Annotated in this window: 11 protein-coding genes; 6 read left to right on the forward strand and 5 right to left on the reverse strand. The window is 38.4% G+C overall.

Translation table 11 applies throughout. The annotated features are described in order from the left end of the window. Positions 1 to 196: 196 nt before the first annotated feature. On the forward strand, positions 197 to 487 hold the full coding sequence (locus MM239_RS19120) for a hypothetical protein (protein WP_241349935.1): 291 nt from the start codon (positions 197 to 199) through the stop codon (positions 485 to 487). 597 nt (positions 488 to 1,084) lie between these two features. Here the strand turns inward: MM239_RS19120 and MM239_RS19125 are convergent. Both MM239_RS19125 and MM239_RS19130 read right to left on the reverse strand, forming a co-directional pair. Beyond that, a complete protein-coding gene (locus MM239_RS19125; protein ID WP_241349936.1) occupies positions 1,085 to 1,522 on the reverse strand; it encodes a hypothetical protein in 438 nt (145 codons plus the stop codon). Continuing rightward, positions 1,519 to 2,151, reverse strand: coding sequence for a hypothetical protein (locus MM239_RS19130; protein WP_241349937.1), 633 nt, complete (start codon positions 2,149 to 2,151; stop codon positions 1,519 to 1,521). Before MM239_RS19130 ends, MM239_RS19125 begins: the two co-directional genes overlap by 4 nt. A gap of 249 nt (positions 2,152 to 2,400) precedes the next feature. On the opposite strand from MM239_RS19130, the gene MM239_RS19135 reads away from it, so the two are divergent. After that, positions 2,401 to 3,189 (forward strand): glycoside hydrolase family 16 protein, encoded by a 789-nt coding sequence (locus MM239_RS19135; protein WP_241349938.1) that lies wholly within the window; start codon positions 2,401 to 2,403, stop codon positions 3,187 to 3,189. 139 nt (positions 3,190 to 3,328) lie between these two features. Beyond that, entirely contained in the window at positions 3,329 to 5,464 is a 2,136-nt protein-coding gene (locus MM239_RS19140; RefSeq protein WP_241349939.1) for a S9 family peptidase, read from the forward strand. A 223-nt stretch (positions 5,465 to 5,687) separates the two neighbouring features. Here the strand turns inward: MM239_RS19140 and MM239_RS19145 are convergent, their stop codons facing one another. Together MM239_RS19145 and MM239_RS19150 are read right to left on the reverse strand one after the other, a co-directional pair. Beyond that, positions 5,688 to 7,598, reverse strand: a complete 1,911-nt coding sequence (locus MM239_RS19145) for a PspC domain-containing protein (RefSeq protein WP_241349940.1) — start codon at positions 7,596 to 7,598, stop codon at positions 5,688 to 5,690. A gap of 3 nt (positions 7,599 to 7,601) precedes the next feature. Further along, a complete protein-coding gene (locus MM239_RS19150; RefSeq protein ID WP_241349941.1) occupies positions 7,602 to 7,931 on the reverse strand; it encodes a PadR family transcriptional regulator in 330 nt (109 codons plus the stop codon). 436 nt (positions 7,932 to 8,367) lie between these two features. On the opposite strand from MM239_RS19150, the gene MM239_RS19155 reads away from it, so the two are divergent. The 3 genes from MM239_RS19155 to MM239_RS19165 all read left to right on the forward strand — a co-directional run bounded on the left by MM239_RS19155 (position 8,368) and on the right by MM239_RS19165 (position 14,858). Beyond that, the gene (locus MM239_RS19155) at positions 8,368 to 9,450 is read left to right on the forward strand and encodes a putative type IX sorting system protein PorV2 (RefSeq protein WP_241349944.1); all 1,083 of its coding nucleotides are present in this window, start codon (positions 8,368 to 8,370) and stop codon (positions 9,448 to 9,450) included. 2 nt (positions 9,451 to 9,452) lie between these two features. After that, positions 9,453 to 14,477: a putative type IX secretion system sortase PorU2 gene (gene porU2 / locus MM239_RS19160; protein ID WP_241349945.1), complete on the forward strand. Its 5,025-nt coding sequence runs from the start codon at positions 9,453 to 9,455 to the stop codon at positions 14,475 to 14,477. Between the two features lie 153 nt (positions 14,478 to 14,630). After that, entirely contained in the window at positions 14,631 to 14,858 is a 228-nt protein-coding gene (locus tag MM239_RS19165) for a hypothetical protein (RefSeq protein WP_241349942.1), read from the forward strand. Between the two features lie 90 nt (positions 14,859 to 14,948). Here MM239_RS19165 and MM239_RS19170 read toward each other — a convergent pair whose 3' ends face one another. Beyond that, positions 14,949 to 16,487, reverse strand: coding sequence for a YifB family Mg chelatase-like AAA ATPase (locus tag MM239_RS19170; protein WP_241349943.1), 1,539 nt, complete (start codon positions 16,485 to 16,487; stop codon positions 14,949 to 14,951). Positions 16,488 to 16,704 lie beyond the last annotated feature (217 nt).

Raw genomic sequence — 16,704 nt, forward strand, 5'->3', positions numbered from 1 at the left:
CTATTTAATATAGCGGCCTTTTTTGTTAGTTTTACAATAGTAATATTTAGCTGAGGTAAAGATAAGCAAGGATGCCGTCCTTTGCCAATTCTTTACCTCTTTTCTTAACTTGACAAAGTAGGGTTAAATATTTTTTGTAAAGGCACAGATTGTTTTGGCTGTGCCTTTTTTTATGCCTTATAAATTATTGAAGCGTATGAAGTTTTATGATGAGGTGAGGAATTTCAGGAATTCAGCTAAAGCTAAGCTGAACTTCATCGATCGTGAGATAGGTCGAGTAGAACAATTGTTAACAAGTCAGATAGAAAAGGATTTGAATTTGAAACTTGAGCTGCAGAGGATAAAGCAACATAGAGAGGAGCTCAATTCTCTATATTTTTTAGTCAATGTTCATAATCCAACATTTCAAGAAAGTTTTGAAAAGTCTTTAGAAAAATCTAACCTCCTACTTGGAGAAATATTTGGCCTAAAGCCTAATGAACCTTAAGGTGTATTTACCATAAAAAAATCTTGCCTTTTAATGGCAGCTGCTAATTAGCTGAATTTGATTGAAAGAATTATCCGAAAGACATTTTTCATATAAGTAGCAACCCAACTTTTGCTTGGTATAGATACCAATTTTGAAGGTTTTACATTTGCTAATAAATGAGTGGTAGCAAAGAAGATAGTTAAGTGTGTTTTTAGAAGAGTGGCTCTGAGAAAAAATGTAATGTTGAGAGCACCTATTTTACTAACTGAAATTTAGCTAAAAGCTCATTTTTCTTCAAGACCTAGCTCTTGTATATTTCGCAAATGGTTATAGTTCATCCAGCTAAGAAGAAATTAAAATCCGCTTCTTCGTAAAGTCAATAATAAAAATTGTGAGACCCATCCTAAATAGAGTTTCTACAAAGAATGAGTGTCTTGAAGATTTTATAGACTTATCTATCGAGGATTTTATAAAGCTCGGTAATTTTTGTCTTTATTTTAGCTAATTCAACTTTATACTTATCTTTGTTTTTCACATCTTTTTTCAACTTGAAATCAATCTCTGAGATTTTTTGCTTGATTTGAATAAGTGTCTGATTAATCATGGTAGGTGGAATTAATTATTGATATACATTTCTTTAACGCGCTTGATTTCCGAAGATATTTCTTTACTGATTGTCTCTAATTCTGAAATAAATTCAGCTCTGATCTCCTCATTTGAGCCCTGAATATCCTTTATTCCCTTGTAAAGCTTTGATTTTTTTGACTGAATACTGTCAATTTTTATAGACAGTACTACTTGAGACGGAGCAGTAAGTTTCCCTGCTAAAACCTTTAGTTCAAAGATTTCTTTCTCAATTTCTTGAGTTGCCTTTTTTAAATTTTCTCTGGCAGATGAAGTTTCGAGGTCTATGGTGAATATTTTTGCTTTGTTCGTTTTGTACTCTTTATAGTTTGGTTGCTGAATACCTGATAAATTGTCTGAAGCTTTATTTTCACATCCAAATAAGGAGATAATTGCAAACAAGGAAAAGTATGCTATACGATTGTTCATATTTTTAGAGTTTCGTTTGAGTCAGTATAATACCATTCATCAGCTTGGAAGTCTCCTGTTCTGATCCAAAAGTTGTTTAGCCCTACCTTATAGCTGCCAAATCCATGAGACTCAAAATTCAGAATCATTTGTTGGGCAAAATTTTCTTCATAAGAATTGTTTACCCATTGATTTAACCTTGAATGTGGCAGACAGCCTGAACTAAGAATTTTTAGGACTTTGGACGGGGATAGTATTTCTTTTTGGTTGATTAGAATATCTATATTGATGATTGGGAATGCAGTTTCTGGTTTGTCAAAAATATTTGACAGGAGATTATAAATGCATAAAACCTCTTTTTGATGGATAGACTTTTCGAATAAGTCTTCTGGGTGAGTTAAGATTTTGAATTTGTAATAAGATTTCAAAGTTTGACTTATACTATCACCAAAAAATTCATTAAGCAACAACGTGCATGCATCATCTAGCGTACATTTACGCAAACCAAGCTTCAAAAAAATCTTTTTATTAGCATTGTTCGAATGAACAGTGATGTTCAATTTGGAAAGGAGCGCGTCAATATGAGTCTGAGACAAAGACGAGCAGAATGATGAAGTGCTCATGCCTATTAATCGTACTTTGTGTTCCATTTCAAAAATCTATTTAAAAGTTAACTTTCTGTTATTTAGACGTGGTCATTAGCTGGTATTAATTTGAGCAAGTGTTAAAATCACAAGAATTAATATTTAGACACCAGTTTTAGGTTTAGGTCACAATGTTTTTTAGTAAAAATCTTGTTTATGGCTTAATTTCTGTAAAAGTCAGATCAAGTTTCATGTTTAAAGTGAAAATGCGTGCAGTATTTTAGGTATATTTTGTTTAGTTTATGTTTACTCACGATGAGTTGTAAGTTGAATTCGAAGCTTTTGACTGAAAGGGTTTTAGTGTGGTCTGATGAATTCGATGTAGAAGGATTACCCAATCCAGCTCATTGGGTTTTTGAAGAGGGTCATGTGAGGAACCAGGAGTCTCAATATTACACTAAGGAAAGACCAGAAAATGCATATGTTCGTAATGGGAAACTTTATATAACAGCTAAAAAAGAGAAATTCCCCAACAAAGCTTATGAGTCAGGAAGTAAAGATTGGAGAAGTGCTTTGCCAGCATCTTCTTACACTTCTGCCAGTATAACGACTGCAGGGCTTCACTCTTGGCAATATGGTCGAGTTGAAGTTAGGGCTAAGCTGCCAAAAGGCAAAGGGGTATGGCCAGCTATTTGGATGCTAGGAGATAATTTTGATAAAGTAGATTGGCCGTATTCTGGTGAAATTGACATCATGGAGCATGTCGGTAAAGATCCGAAGCAAGTGCATGGAACTGTTCATTATCCTACAGGAGAAGGAGATGCCTACAATACTGATGGTGGCCAAACAAGTGTCAAAGGCTTGTCTGGTAAATTTCATGTTTTTGCGATTGAATGGGATGAAAATGCGATTCATTTTTATGTAAATGATCAACTATATCACTCCTTTGAGATTGATGATGCAGACTTGATTGAGGACAATCCTTTTCGCCAAAAGCATTTTCTTTTGATTAATTTGGCTTTAGGTGGTGCATGGCCTGGTCCTATAGCAGATGAGGTACTTCCTCAAGAATTTGTGATAGATTATGTAAGGGTTTATCAGTGATTTTTATGTCATTGTTACGCTTTGTCATTTTTGATTGATTTGATTTACAGTATTTTAACTCGTAATTATTCTTTGCTCTTTTTAAAACATTTTTTGAGCAGAACTTCATGTATATTTGTGAGTTCTTAAATTTTATCTTATGATAAAAACATTTCAAACCCCACTAATCATTTGTATAGGAATGAGTATATCCTGTTCTCAGCAAAATGCTGATTTTACCTACCCAGATGTGCAGCCTCCAGTTGCTGCCGTTAAGCCATTTGAAATCACCGCCAAACATGGACATGTTAGAGTCGATGATTACTATTGGCTTAATGATAGGGAAGATAAAGATGTGATTGCCTACCTTGAAGCAGAAAATGCCTACTTGGATACCATGCTTGCACACACTAAGGGCTTGCAAGAGACAATTTTCAAAGAAATCAAGAGCAAAATAAAAGAAGATGATGCCTCTGTTCCTTATCAACTTGGGGAATATTACTACTATAGCAGGTATGTAGAAGGAGGTGAGTATCCTATTTATGCAAGAAAAAAAGGAAGCTTAGAGGGCGCCGAAGAAGTGATCATGGATGGAAATGAATTAGGGAAAGGAAAGGCTTTTCTTAATTTCTTTACATCCGTAAGTTTGGATCATAATTTGGCTGCGATAATCATGGATACCCAAGGAAGGAATTTTTATAATGTGATGATCAAGGACCTTCGTACAGGTGAGATTTTACCAGACAGGGTAGAGAACATCCGAAGCAGTGCTGTTTGGGCACCAGACCATAAGTCCTTTTATTATGCGGTACCTGATCCTGTCACTTTGAGAAATTATCAAGTCAAAAAGCATGTTCTCGGACAAGATTCCTCACAAGATGAGTTGATTTATGAAGAGAAAGATCAAACGCTAAATTGTGGTGTTGGAATCACAAAATCAAAGGAGTACATTATCATAGGCTCTGGAAGAACTGATGCTTCTTATGCAATGTATATTGATGCCAAAAATCCGGGGAAACCTCAAATGATTTCAGCACTAGAAGATAATGTACAATACGATGTGGATCATGTAGGTGGTGAAGAATTCTACATTTATACCAATAAGGATGCTGTCAATTATCGATTAGTTAAAGCAAAAATTGGAGCATCAAATCCGGAACAATGGACTGATGTGATTGAAAATAGGACAGATGTTTTTTTGGAACAAGTGGATTATTTCAAAGACTTTTTGGCTGTACAAGAGACTTATCAAGGGTTAGCAAAAATCCGTATTGTTAGCTTAAGTGATCAGGATTCGCATGAGATCAAGTTTGACGAGCCAGCGTATGCTGCTGGGTTGGGGTTTAATCCAGCCTTTGATACAGATGTGGTCAGGTATTCATATACATCCATGACTACACCGAGCTCTGTATATGATTATAACATGAAGACGAAGACGAGCGAATTGAAAAAGGAGCAACCTGTACTTGGTGATTTTGATAAAAATAATTATCAAACTGAAAGGGTAATGGTAACAGCTAGGGATGGTAAAAAGATACCATTGTCAATTGTTTACAGAAAAGATAAATTTAAAAAGGATGGTTCGATGCCAGGTTGGATCTATGCCTATGGATCCTATGGGTATTCAATGGATGCGTCATTCAGTATTCCTAGGTTAAGCTTGCTTGATAGAGGTTTAGTATATGCCATTGCACATATCAGAGGTGGACAAGAGATGGGGGGAGATTGGTATGAGGATGGTAAGATGATGAATAAAAAAAATACATTCTATGATTTTATAGATTGCTCCAAATGGCTACAAGACAATGGCTATGTGGCTAAAGATAAGCTCTTTGCTTCTGGTGGAAGTGCTGGAGGTTTATTGATGGGTGCGATACTTAATATGGCTCCTGAATTGTACAGCGGAGTGATTGCAGATGTTGCTTTTGTCGATGTGGTGACGACCATGATGGATGAATCTATCCCATTGACTACATTCGAATGGCTTGAATGGGGTAACCCGAATATTCAAGAGGAATATGAATATATGCTCTCCTATTCGCCTTATGATAATGTGGAAGCCAAAGATTATCCACATATCCTAGCTACTACAGGACTGCATGATTCTCAAGTGCAATACTGGGAGCCTGCAAAATGGGTGGCCAAGCTCCGTACATTGAAGACAGATAAAAATAATTTATTCCTATACACAAACATGGACGCAGGTCATGGTGGAGCCAGTGGAAGGTTTGAAAGTCTTAAAGAAGTGGCAAGAGATTATGCTTTTGTTTTCGATATTTTAGGTATCCGTGAATGATGGAATATTCCTAGTCAATGAGCTAAATCCGTAACATGCTTTGAATAGTTCAATAAAAATTAGGATATGACAGTGAAATCTTTCAAAAAATACCTTGATCAGGGTATTTTTTGAAAGATTTTTTTTTTATACTTTTGTTTTGGGTGATTAAGCAATTTTTCTTTGGCTTTATGCCAAACTTTAAAACTTCAAAGGGCTATATTTTTTAGTCCTTTATTTTGCCCTACCTCGTCAACTGTGAAAACCTTACTCTCGACAAGGAATCCGCTGTACTTTTTTTGTGTTCTGAGCTACAGTTTAAGCACAAGAGTCCGTCTTCATTAAAAACCCAGTAATGCCTAGTGCTTACGTCCCTGATTTTGTATCCATTTTTGGTGAGTGTGTTTCTAATCACAGGAATTGTGGTTTTATCCAATACGAACACTTGATCATACGGAATCTCTAGAATGAGATCGAGTTCTTGAACACGGAATTTTCCGATTTTGGAATAATCTAAAGACCTGTCCAAAATCAAAATGCTGTCTTGAAGTTGATAAGTGTATGGAATCTCTTGAGCATTTAGCTTTGCATCCTCAAGATTTTTTCCACGTGACTTTAGTTCTTGAATCAATGTAATGTTTCCAGAGTCTTTACCGTTTATTTGAAGCTTGATTTGTTGCTTTGGACTCATTTTATTACTATTTTCTTCAGTAGCTATTACTAGGATGTCGTTTTCTAGCACGATGTCATCAGTTTGAGTGACTGAAGCTTCAGATTTAAATTGTTTAACTACACTTGGTGCTTGAAAAGCTACAGCTCCGACACACAATAACCATATACCTAAAGCAATCAAACCAAATCTACCGTCAATCACACTTCTTTTTACCCATACACTGATCGCTAAGATGATCAGTACAAGTCCAGGGATAAGAACAATAAGTGCGGTCGCTATAGCTAGCCATTCAGGCATCAACTCATTGATCCATTGGGTTGGTATCTTGACATCGTCCAATATTAGCGTGTCACTTGCTGGGATTAGGTTAAAGTATACCATTATTGCCGCTATTGGTGTGACTGCTACTGATATTCCGATTACAAATATCAAAAGCCCAAATAGTATTCTAACAATAGACAGCAATACCAAGCCCAAAGGGCCAAGTGCTTTACCAAGTCCATTGATGATCACACCAATTAGTCTAAATGGGGCAAGAATTATCTTTTTGAAAGTACTTTCTTCTTTAGAAACAATAGGGTTTAGGTTCTCCAATATTGTAGATTCAATATTGTCCAGAGTGATTGCGCCTCCTTTCATCTGAATTCTCTCTGTGATGGATTTTGCCATAGGAGTGATGATCCACAAGATCAAATATATGACCAATCCAGAACCTCCTGCAAAGATCAAAGCGATAAAGATCAGCCTGGCCCAAATTACTTCAATTCCGAAATATGCAGCAAGTCCACTTGCCACACCTCCAAGGGTTCTATCGTCTGGGTTTCTATAGAGCTTCTTTACTTGCTTTTGGTCTGGATCTTCGTAGGATACTGGTAGCATGATCCAAAGCACGATGTATGCTATCAAAGCAAAGAAACCGAGAGAAAGACTGAAGTTTAAATTCCAAGGGAAGCCTTCAAAATTGGCTCCGCCTAGTTTCAAATTTCCACTAAAGAGTAAGAGAATAGCAATCAATCTGGTCCATAATGGATCAATAGAGAAATAATGTGCAATTCCAGCACATACCCCTGCCAAAATCTTTCCTCTTTCCATTCGCATCAGCTTTTTGTATCCCGTTGAGCCTGGATCATTGGGAGGGGTGATGTATTTATAGAAATCATTTTCTTCTTTAGGCTCCTCATCGGCTTTGGGTGTTTCTGGGATTTCTTGCTCCTCTTCTATCGCTTTGAAATCTGAGATTGTACCCATTTTTTCGATAAGTAAGGTGACATCATCAGCTGTGATTACTTGCTTGTTGTTTTTGAGCTTGCTTAAGAAGATTTCAGCTATTCTATTTTCGATATCTGAAATGATCTCTTGATTGTCTTCATAGTGAGAAAAGTGCTTATTGATGGCCTCAAGGTATTTTTTGAGGGAAGCGTAGCCGTCTTCTTCTATATGGAATAGGATGCCGCTGATATTGATACTTATGGTCTTCTTCATGATTTAGTGCTTTGTAGTGATAAACTGGATTGAGTGTACTAAACTTTCCCATGTCTGATCCAGGGTGGCAAGAAAGGATTTACCTTCTTCTGTGATGGTATAGTACTTTCTGGGCGGTCCAGATTCAGATTCTATCCACTTGTAAGTGGCAAGTCCTGATTTCTTTAGCCGATTGAGTAGTGGATACAATGTACCTTCGACTACGATCATCTGAGCTTCTGTCAGTTCATCAATCATGTCTGAAGCATATACTTCACCCCTTGATATGATGTGTAAGATGCAAAATTCCAAAAGGCCTTTTCGCATTTGAATTTGGGTGTTTGATGCATTCATATATTCCTCGTTTTTTGCTTTTTTCTTATCAGATCTATTGATGTTTTTTTATCAATCTTGACCTGTCTATGCCAAATAGAAAAGAAAAACTATACCAAAGTTAAAAATGCTACCTTGCATTACCAGTTTCTGGGTATTGCTGTGTGCGAAAAATTATTAGAAATTTTCAAAAATATTTGAAATTCACTGATAGAGGCATGTTTTACTTTCAAAAGTGGTGAAATGGATTTTTTTGATGGTATTCGTCAAGATAGGCTCTAGCAAAATAGAGTGTTGTTTGATCGTACAATAAAGTGATCGTTTTCGAACATTTTCTCTCAAAAATCTTGAGGTTGAATTTTTTAGTTGGGGTAAAATACTCTGAATTTTATCATTACTTTGCAGCTATGATTTAGACATTTACATGAATTGTATAAAATATTTGGTAGCTCTCATCATGGTATTGGGATTGGTTCAAATCAGTTCTGCTCAATCATTTGTGCCCAAATATTCCAACGAGTTCATGAATATTGGTATTGGAGCCAGGGGATTGGCAATGGGAGGAGCTCAAGTTTCAGCTGTCAAAGATGTGACAGCGGCTTACTGGAACCCCGCAGGTCTGATAGGAGTGAAGCATGAATATGAATTCTCATTGATGCATGCTGAGTACTTCGCAGGTATTGCGAAATATGACTATGCAGGATTCACCACCAATATAGAAGAGGATAATCAAATTGCAATTTCACTGATCAGGTTTGGGGTAGATGATATTCCTGATACGCGGTTTTTGTACGATGCAAATGGAGCGCTGAATTATAATAATATTCAGTTTTTCAATGCTGCTGATTATGCGCTCTTATTGTCTTTTGCCCGTGATGTATCTGATATTTTTAAACTCGGTGTCAATACCAAGATTATCCATAGGAATGTTGGTAAGTTTGCTCATGCATGGGGTTTTGGTTTGGATCTTGGCGGGTTGGTGCTTTTGGATGAGTGGAGATTTGGAGTGATGCTCAGAGATGTGACATCTACTTTCAACGCTTGGTCACATAATGCTGAAATGGTAAGAGAAGTCTATGCACAAACAGATAATGAAGTTCCTATAAATTCTATTGAATTGACCTTACCGCGAGCTATATTTAGCGTGACAAGAGACTTTGAAATGAGTGATGACATCAGGCTTCAAGGAGTTTTGGATTTGGATTTTACTTTTGACGGGAGAAGAAATACCATTTTTGCTACAAACCTGGTGAGTCTTGATCCAAGATTAGGAATAGAAGCATCGTATAGAAACTTATTCTTTGTGAGAGCTGGTGGAAGTAATATTCAGAGGGTGATGGATTTTGATGCATCTCAGTTTTTGGTTTGGAGGCCTAGCTTCGGTCTTGGCGTGTTGCTTAATGAAAGGTTCTTGATTGATTATGCACTTTCTGATATCGGTAGTGTTTCACAGACACCTTATTCACATATTTTTAGTGTGAAAGTTAGTCTCAATTCACTGGATGAAAAATTTAGGTTGAATAAAGGTTGGAAAAATTGATGATGAAAAGGTTGGTTTTGATCTTGTTTTTGATTTTTGAAGCTTGTCTTGTCATGGGGCAAACTAACTGGATCAATTATGGACAAACTTACTATCGTATACCAACCGCTGAAGATGGATTGCATCGAATTTCATTTGCCACACTTTCAGCTTCCGGGATATCTCCCGGTAGTATAGATCCGCGTCACATTAGGATGTATCATAGAGGGGAAGAAGTAGCGATTCATATACAAGGAGAGCAAGATGGACGTTTTGATCAGGGTGATGTCATTACTTTCTACGGCAAAAGAAATGATGGAACCCTAGATGCAAAACTTTATAGCGATCCAGCTCATGTCGGAAACACCATGTACAACACGCACAATGATACGACTGCATATTTTTTAACAATTGTACCGGGAGTTGCTGGTAAAAGAATGGCTACATCACCTTCAGGAGATGCCAATGCGAACTTGTTAGAAAGCTATCATACTGAAAGTACCCAGATATTTTCAGATCAGTATAACTTGTCCACAACTTACTTTCCAGGTACTAGGCTTTCAGAATTTGAAGAAGGACAAGGTTGGATGTCAGCACCTGTTGTGAAAGGCACTCCACGAAATATATCCTTTTCAAATTTAGGAAATATACCTTCAAGTATGACTGCGACAATCCATATGGGCTTAACCGGTCGATCAGAAACACCTCATACTACCCTTGTCAGGGCAGGTGCAAATGTAACTTCTTTGCGGACCATAGGCACATATACCTATCAGAATTATCAGGCAATACACATTGAAGCGTCTTTACAATCTTCGGATTTTAATTCCGATGGTAGTATTGTGATCCAAGTACTTTCTAATGGAACCACAAATACTGACAATACATCTATTGCTTATGCCAAACTTACTTTCCCTAAGCAACTTGTCAATAGAGATGTCAATAAAGAATGGATCATTACCCAAGGTCAGGAAGGCCTGTTAGAGTGGACTGGATTGATTTCTAGCTATGTAGCTCATGACCTTACTGATCCTAGCAATCCAATCAGAATCCCTCTTACACAAAATGCAGACAAGATCAGTATGAAAGTTGGCCTAGAGGGAGAGGTGCGGAGAGTTTTGATGGAAAATACTCAAAATATAAGGGAAATCAATGTGATGAGAGCTGTAAGGTTTAGGAATTTCCTTGATCAAGCAGCTGATTTTATCATCGTTACGCACCCAGTGCTTAGGAGGCCATCGGCAAGTTATGGGGATCCAGTGACCGCCTATGCTGCCCATAGAGCTTCACCAGCAGGAGGTGGGTATGATACCTTGGTGGTAAATATCAATGAGCTCTATGATCAGTTTACATTTGGAGAAAAGAGTCCTCTGGCAATTTATGAGTTCTTGCGAGCCTACTATCCTGTGTATAGGCCAGATAACTTATTGCTAATTGGCAGGTCCAATGGGATTTTTAGTACAGCTAGAGAGAATAATGTTAGCCATTTTTATAGAAAAAGACCTACTCTTTTTCAATTTCAAGATTTGATTCCACCTGCAGGTTATCCCTATGCGGATAGTAATTTTTCAATAGGCCTTGATCCAGCAAATCCTTATGTATCAGCGGTGCCGATTGGGCGTATTCCAGCTCGGAATTCAGAGCAAGTCGCAGCATATTTAGATAAAATTAAAGAAAAGGATGCACTTGGAGTTTCAGAGCCATGGCAAAAGGAAATAGTCCACCTCAGTGGAGGGGTGAGTGCTTTTGAATTAGAAAGATTTTACAATTTCCTTAATGGTTTCAAAACCATTGCCGAGGGGCCATTTTTGGGTGGGAATGTGACAACCTTTAGGAAGCGATCTAATTCTACCGTGGAGCTGATCGATGTGTCTGGAGATGTGAATAAGGGTTTGAGTTTGATTACTTTTTTTGGACATGGAGCACCTACTGTGATAGATATAGAGATAGGCTTTGCCTCGGATCCTACCATGGCTTTCAACAACAAAGGAAAGTATCCCATGTTGTTACTTAATGGTTGTGATGCAGGTAATGCTTTTGGCAATGCTTACACATTTGGGGAGGACTGGGTACTTACCCCGAGTAAAGGTGCGACCAATTTTATGGCTCATGCCAATATTGGGGTTGATATTTATCTCAGGAGGTATAGCGAGTCTTTCTACACTACTGCTTTTGCTGATTCATCTATGATCCATCAATCCATAGGTAAGATCCGAAAGGAAACTGAAAAGCTGTTTTTTAGTAGGTTTGGAACCAGTGAAGTGAATCGTTCTCATGCCGAGCAACTGGTGATGCTAGGTGATCCAGCAGTTAGAATGTTTCCAGCAAATAGGCCAGACTATGCACTTCAAGCTGATGAAGTTACATTGAATAGCTTTGAAAACGAACCATTCAATGCCTTAGCAGACTCGCTAAAACTATCTGTGGTAGTTAGGAACTTGGGAAGGGTAGACTTTGACTCTATAGGTTTCACAGTTTCAAGAAGACTACCTGATGGCAATGTGATGACTTATCCTGAAAGAAAAATTGCACCAATCAGTAGGAAAGATACGATTCATTTTACGATACCTAATACTGGACTGGCAGCTTTTGGAGATAACTTGATCAGCATAGAACTCAATAAGAGTCGAGATGTGGATGAAATGACCTTTGCCAATAACTCCATTTCGGTGACCAAATTCATCCCAATGAGTGGTACCATGAACTTGTTGCCTTTCAATTTTGGTATAGTAAATAGCAATAAGGTAGAATTGATCACTCAGATTCCAGGAAAGGCTGTAGATGAACGAACAGTAATCATTCAACTGGATACAGCGGCAGATTTCAGTTCGGCCAGACGTCGGGAGCAGCGAGTGACAACTTCAAGTATCACCAGATGGGACGTGGATCTGTTTGGGAATATTGCAGCAAAGGATTCCATGACATTCTATTGGAGGTCTAAGTTCCTCAATCCTCGTACTGGTGAAAGTGATGAATGGGTACAGTCTAGTTTTTCATATATTCAATCTGGCCCAGAAGGATGGACCCAGCGTGAACTTCCTCAGATGGAAGCTAATGGACTGGTAAACCTTGAAGTTGACCGAACCAGAAGAATTTGGAAATATGAAGATACCAAACTCAATTTTGGAGTTTTTACTTTCGGTGTAGATGCAGATAGCCTTACTTTCAGAAATACCCAGTTTTATCTTGAGGGTGTCCCTCAAATCATCGATAATGCATTGAATGCCAACAGCAGACTTTGTCCAAATGGATCTTTGGGCTTGGTAGCATTCGAACAAAGATCATTATCTCCTTATCTGGTGATTCCTATTCCGGGGTTTGATATTTTGGATGGTAGGTCTTGCGGGAGAGTACCTCAAGTGATTCAAAGTATTCGAAATTCTTGGCTTGCAGACCCTAATCAAACCATCCTTAGAGAGTATATTGATGGTTTGGCTGAAGGTGATTATGTTACCATCTTTTCTGTAGGATCTGTGAACTATGAGCAATGGCAAGAAATAGTTTTTGAAAAACTCAAGGAAGTAGGTGCGAATGAGGCTTTGTTAAGAAACCTCAAAAATGGAGAGCCTTACATTTTGCATGGTCGAAAAGGAATGAGGCCAGGTGAGGCTGTAGAAATCGTAGGGAGAAAAGATATAGAAGTGTCACCTGATCAGCAGATCATTGAGTTCGAGAGTGATGTGTTTGGCTATTTTACCTCTGGAAGTATCATTACCCCGAGAGTAGGTCCATCAGCTGAGTGGAAGCGGTTTTTCAGAGATGTGAAGACCAGAGATTGGATAGACGAGGAAAAGACCATGTTCGATTTGATAGGAGTGAGGGAGAATGGTGAGGAATCTATATTATTCCAAAATGTACGAGAAAATCAATTGGACTTATCGTCTGTGAGTACTACGCAGTTTCCCTATATCCGATTGAGGTATGCCATGAATGATGAGCGCTCTACAGCACCAGCCCAATTGAACAGGTGGCAGGTCAATTATACAGGGGTGCCAGAAGGAGTATTGATATTCAATGGAAGGGAACCAAAGCTGAACCTACAGGAAGGACAGCATGCTGTGTTAAACTTTGATTTTGCCAATGTATCTAAATACGACTTTCTAGATTCGCTTTTGGTACAAGTAAAGCTCTATAACTCCACGACTAGAAATGCTGAAGAAAGAGAGTTTAAAATCCCAGCAGTGAAATCTGGTGAAAGTCATGCTTTTGCCTTGGATTTTGAATCAGCAGGTAGAGGAGGAAATACAGGGGTGGAGGTAAATGTCAATCCAAGGATCATCATGGAGCAGACTTTTAGGAACAACCTCGTAGATCTGCCAGACTATATTCAGGTTACCCCAGACAATAGCAATGCAATCTTAGATGTGAGTTTTGATGGTACATACATCATGGATGGTGATATTGTGTCACCCACTGTGCTGATCAATACTTTGTTGAAAAATGAAAAGACGCTCTTGCTCAAAAAAGATACACTGGGGATTGAATTGTTTTTGAGAAAACAATGTGAGGGATGTCAGTTTGAGAGGGTCAATTTCTCCAGCCCAAAAGTAAATTGGACAGCAGCGACAGAGAATAGCAGCTTTCGTATTGGCTTATTGCCAGGGCCTCTGGAGGATGGTATGTATACTTTCAGGGTGGTTACCGAAGAACTTGGTGTTGATAAACCCTATGAGGTAAGTTTTGAAGTGATCAATGAATCTACGATTACCAATTTTTACCCTTATCCAAACCCATTTAGTACAAGCACACGGTTCGTATTTACAGTGACTGGATCTGAAGTCCCAGATCAGATCAAGATCCAGATCATGACAGTGACAGGTAGGGTAGTGCGTGAAATCCTTCAGGATGAATTAGGACAAATCCGAATTGGTAACAATATCACGGATTTTGCATGGGATGGAAGAGATGAATTTGGTGATCAGTTGGCCAATGGCGTATATATCTACAGGGTTTTGGTGAGAAAAGAAGGTCAATTTGTTGAGCCACGAGCCACGGCCGGAGATAAAGGATTCAAGCAGGGCTATGGGAAAATGTATTTGCTGAGGTGATCTGAAAAGTTGGAACAGCAGACTTAAGATTTTTATATAATATACTTTGCTATATTTAGGTAAGCTTATTTAGTTTAATTTCAAATTACTGTATTCCAGCACAATTGGTAGGGTTTTTCGTATATTTATTACGAACCAATAACACATAGAATAATGGAAAAAACATGTTCAAATTGTAATCACTGGCAGCCAGAGGCGCCGGTAGTTGCTAAAAAGGAAAATTACGGAGAGTGTAATAAATTAAGCCACATTGATTCTAAAATGGATCCAGATTATATCATTCCAGTTTTGAACAATGGCAAGCCACTTGATGCAGATGCAAAGGCGGTAGAATTTATTACGGGTGCAAGTTTCGGCTGCAATCAGTTTGCTGAAGCTTAACATGAGTAACATTAAAAGCAAAAGCCTCTAATATTCCAGAAATATTAGAGGCTTTTTTAGTCTTGATATTTGAAGTAGTTGTATAAGCCATTAACCAGCCCAACCTTCCCTGTCTAGGCTTCTGTACTGAATGGCTTCAGCCAAATGTTCCACTTTTATATTTTCACTATTTGCCAAGTCAGCAACAGTTCTTGCTACTTTGAGAATCCTATCATATGCTCTTGCTGATAGTCCCAGTCTTTCCATGGCTTTCTTTAGCAATGCTTTTCCAGCTTCATTGATTGGGCAGACTTCTTTGACCAAATGAGAAGGTATCATGGCATTGCAGTAGATTTCAGGGTTTTGTTCAAAGCGCTGTATTTGAAGTTTCCTTCCATTGATCACCCTATCTCTGATCGAATCACTTGATTCTACTTTTCCCGTAGAAGTCATCTCATCAAATTTGACAGGGGTCACTTCCACATGAAGGTCTATGCTGTCTAGCAGAGGCCCTGACACTTTGTTGAGGTAATGCTGCACTACGCCTGGCCCACAAACACATGCTTTTTCTGGATGATTGTAATAGCCGCATGGGCAAGGATTCATGCTTGCTATAAGCATAAAGTTTGCGGGATAATCTACCGATACTTTTGCCCTAGAGATCGTTACTTTTCTTTCTTCAAGGGGCTGTTTCATCACTTCAAGAACAGTTCGTTTGAATTCTGGTAGTTCATCCAAAAACAAGACGCCATTGTGAGAGAGTGAGATTTCCCCTGGCTGTGGGTTTCCACCTTCGCCTATCAATGCTATATCCGAAATCACATGATGTGGGCTTCTGAAAGGTCGTTGGGCTATTAAGGAAGCATTTTCCCCAAGCTTACCTGCTACTGAATGTATCTTAGTAGTTTCCAAGGCTTCCTGTAAAGATAGTGGAGGCAAAATGGAAGGTAGTCGCTTGGCAAGCATGGTTTTTCCTGCCCCAGGAGGTCCTATCATGATTATATTGTGACCACCAGTGGCAGCGATCTCCATAGCCCGCTTGATATTTTCTTGCCCTTGAACATCTGCAAAATCAAATTCATATTTGGCAAGAGCGTTATAGAAAATATCTCTCGTATCAGTGACCAGTGGCTCAATGTCTAGTTCCCCTTCCAAAAACCTAATCGCTTCACCTACATTAGATACTCCTATGATGTTAAGACTATTGACAATAGACGCTTCGGCAGCATTTTCTATGGGTAGGATAAAGCCTTTTAATCCACTTTTTCTAGCTTCTATAGCGATAGGCAAGACACCTTTTACTGGACGGAGCTTCCCGTCAAGAGCTAGCTCGCCCATAATTACATACTGGTCTAATGTGGGGAATAGGACTTGCTCTGATGCTTTGAGTATTCCCATGGCGATAGGAAGGTCGTAGGAAGATCCTTCTTTTCTAATACCTGCTGGAGCCAGATTTACAACCACTTTTTGTCGTGGCATCTTATAGCCAAAATTCTTGAGTGCAGACTCTACCCGCTGTTGACTTTCCTTAACAGCACTATCTGGGAGACCGACCATAAAGAAGTTTGTCCCTTGTCCTACATTGACTTCTATGGTGATCAGCTTGGCATCTATCCCTGATACAGCACTTCCAAAAGTTTTTGCAACCATGATATTTTATTCAAATTCATTAAAAAAGGAAACCTAAAAGGTTTCCTAAAGTAATGATTTTTGTAGTAAATACCTAAAATCCGCAGGATTCTCAGCAATTCCGATTTTAAATAATTGAAGTAGTTTGATCAATTTGCTTTAGAAAATAGACATAGGATTCCCATGACCCTGTTTCCAGGGAATTCTTTTTTTTAATTAAACCAGTTTTTGTGTTTTT

Source organism: Belliella filtrata, from assembly GCF_022549775.1.
Lineage (GTDB): Bacteria > Bacteroidota > Bacteroidia > Cytophagales > Cyclobacteriaceae > Belliella > Belliella filtrata.

Coding starts and splice junctions, on each gene's coding strand:
- MM239_RS19165 (WP_241349942.1), top strand. CDS start 14,631: ATGGAAAAAACATGTTCAAATTGTAATCACTGGCAGCCAGAGGCGCCG.
- MM239_RS19155 (WP_241349944.1), top strand. CDS start 8,368: ATGGTATTGGGATTGGTTCAAATCAGTTCTGCTCAATCATTTGTGCCC.
- MM239_RS19125 (WP_241349936.1), bottom strand. CDS start 1,522: ATGAACAATCGTATAGCATACTTTTCCTTGTTTGCAATTATCTCCTTA.
- MM239_RS19120 (WP_241349935.1), top strand. CDS start 197: ATGAAGTTTTATGATGAGGTGAGGAATTTCAGGAATTCAGCTAAAGCT.
- MM239_RS19150 (WP_241349941.1), bottom strand. CDS start 7,931: ATGAATGCATCAAACACCCAAATTCAAATGCGAAAAGGCCTTTTGGAA.
- MM239_RS19130 (WP_241349937.1), bottom strand. CDS start 2,151: ATGGAACACAAAGTACGATTAATAGGCATGAGCACTTCATCATTCTGC.
- MM239_RS19140 (WP_241349939.1), top strand. CDS start 3,329: ATGATAAAAACATTTCAAACCCCACTAATCATTTGTATAGGAATGAGT.
- MM239_RS19135 (WP_241349938.1), top strand. CDS start 2,401: ATGAGTTGTAAGTTGAATTCGAAGCTTTTGACTGAAAGGGTTTTAGTG.
- MM239_RS19145 (WP_241349940.1), bottom strand. CDS start 7,598: ATGAAGAAGACCATAAGTATCAATATCAGCGGCATCCTATTCCATATA.
- MM239_RS19170 (WP_241349943.1), bottom strand. CDS start 16,487: ATGGTTGCAAAAACTTTTGGAAGTGCTGTATCAGGGATAGATGCCAAG.
- porU2 (WP_241349945.1), top strand. CDS start 9,453: ATGAAAAGGTTGGTTTTGATCTTGTTTTTGATTTTTGAAGCTTGTCTT.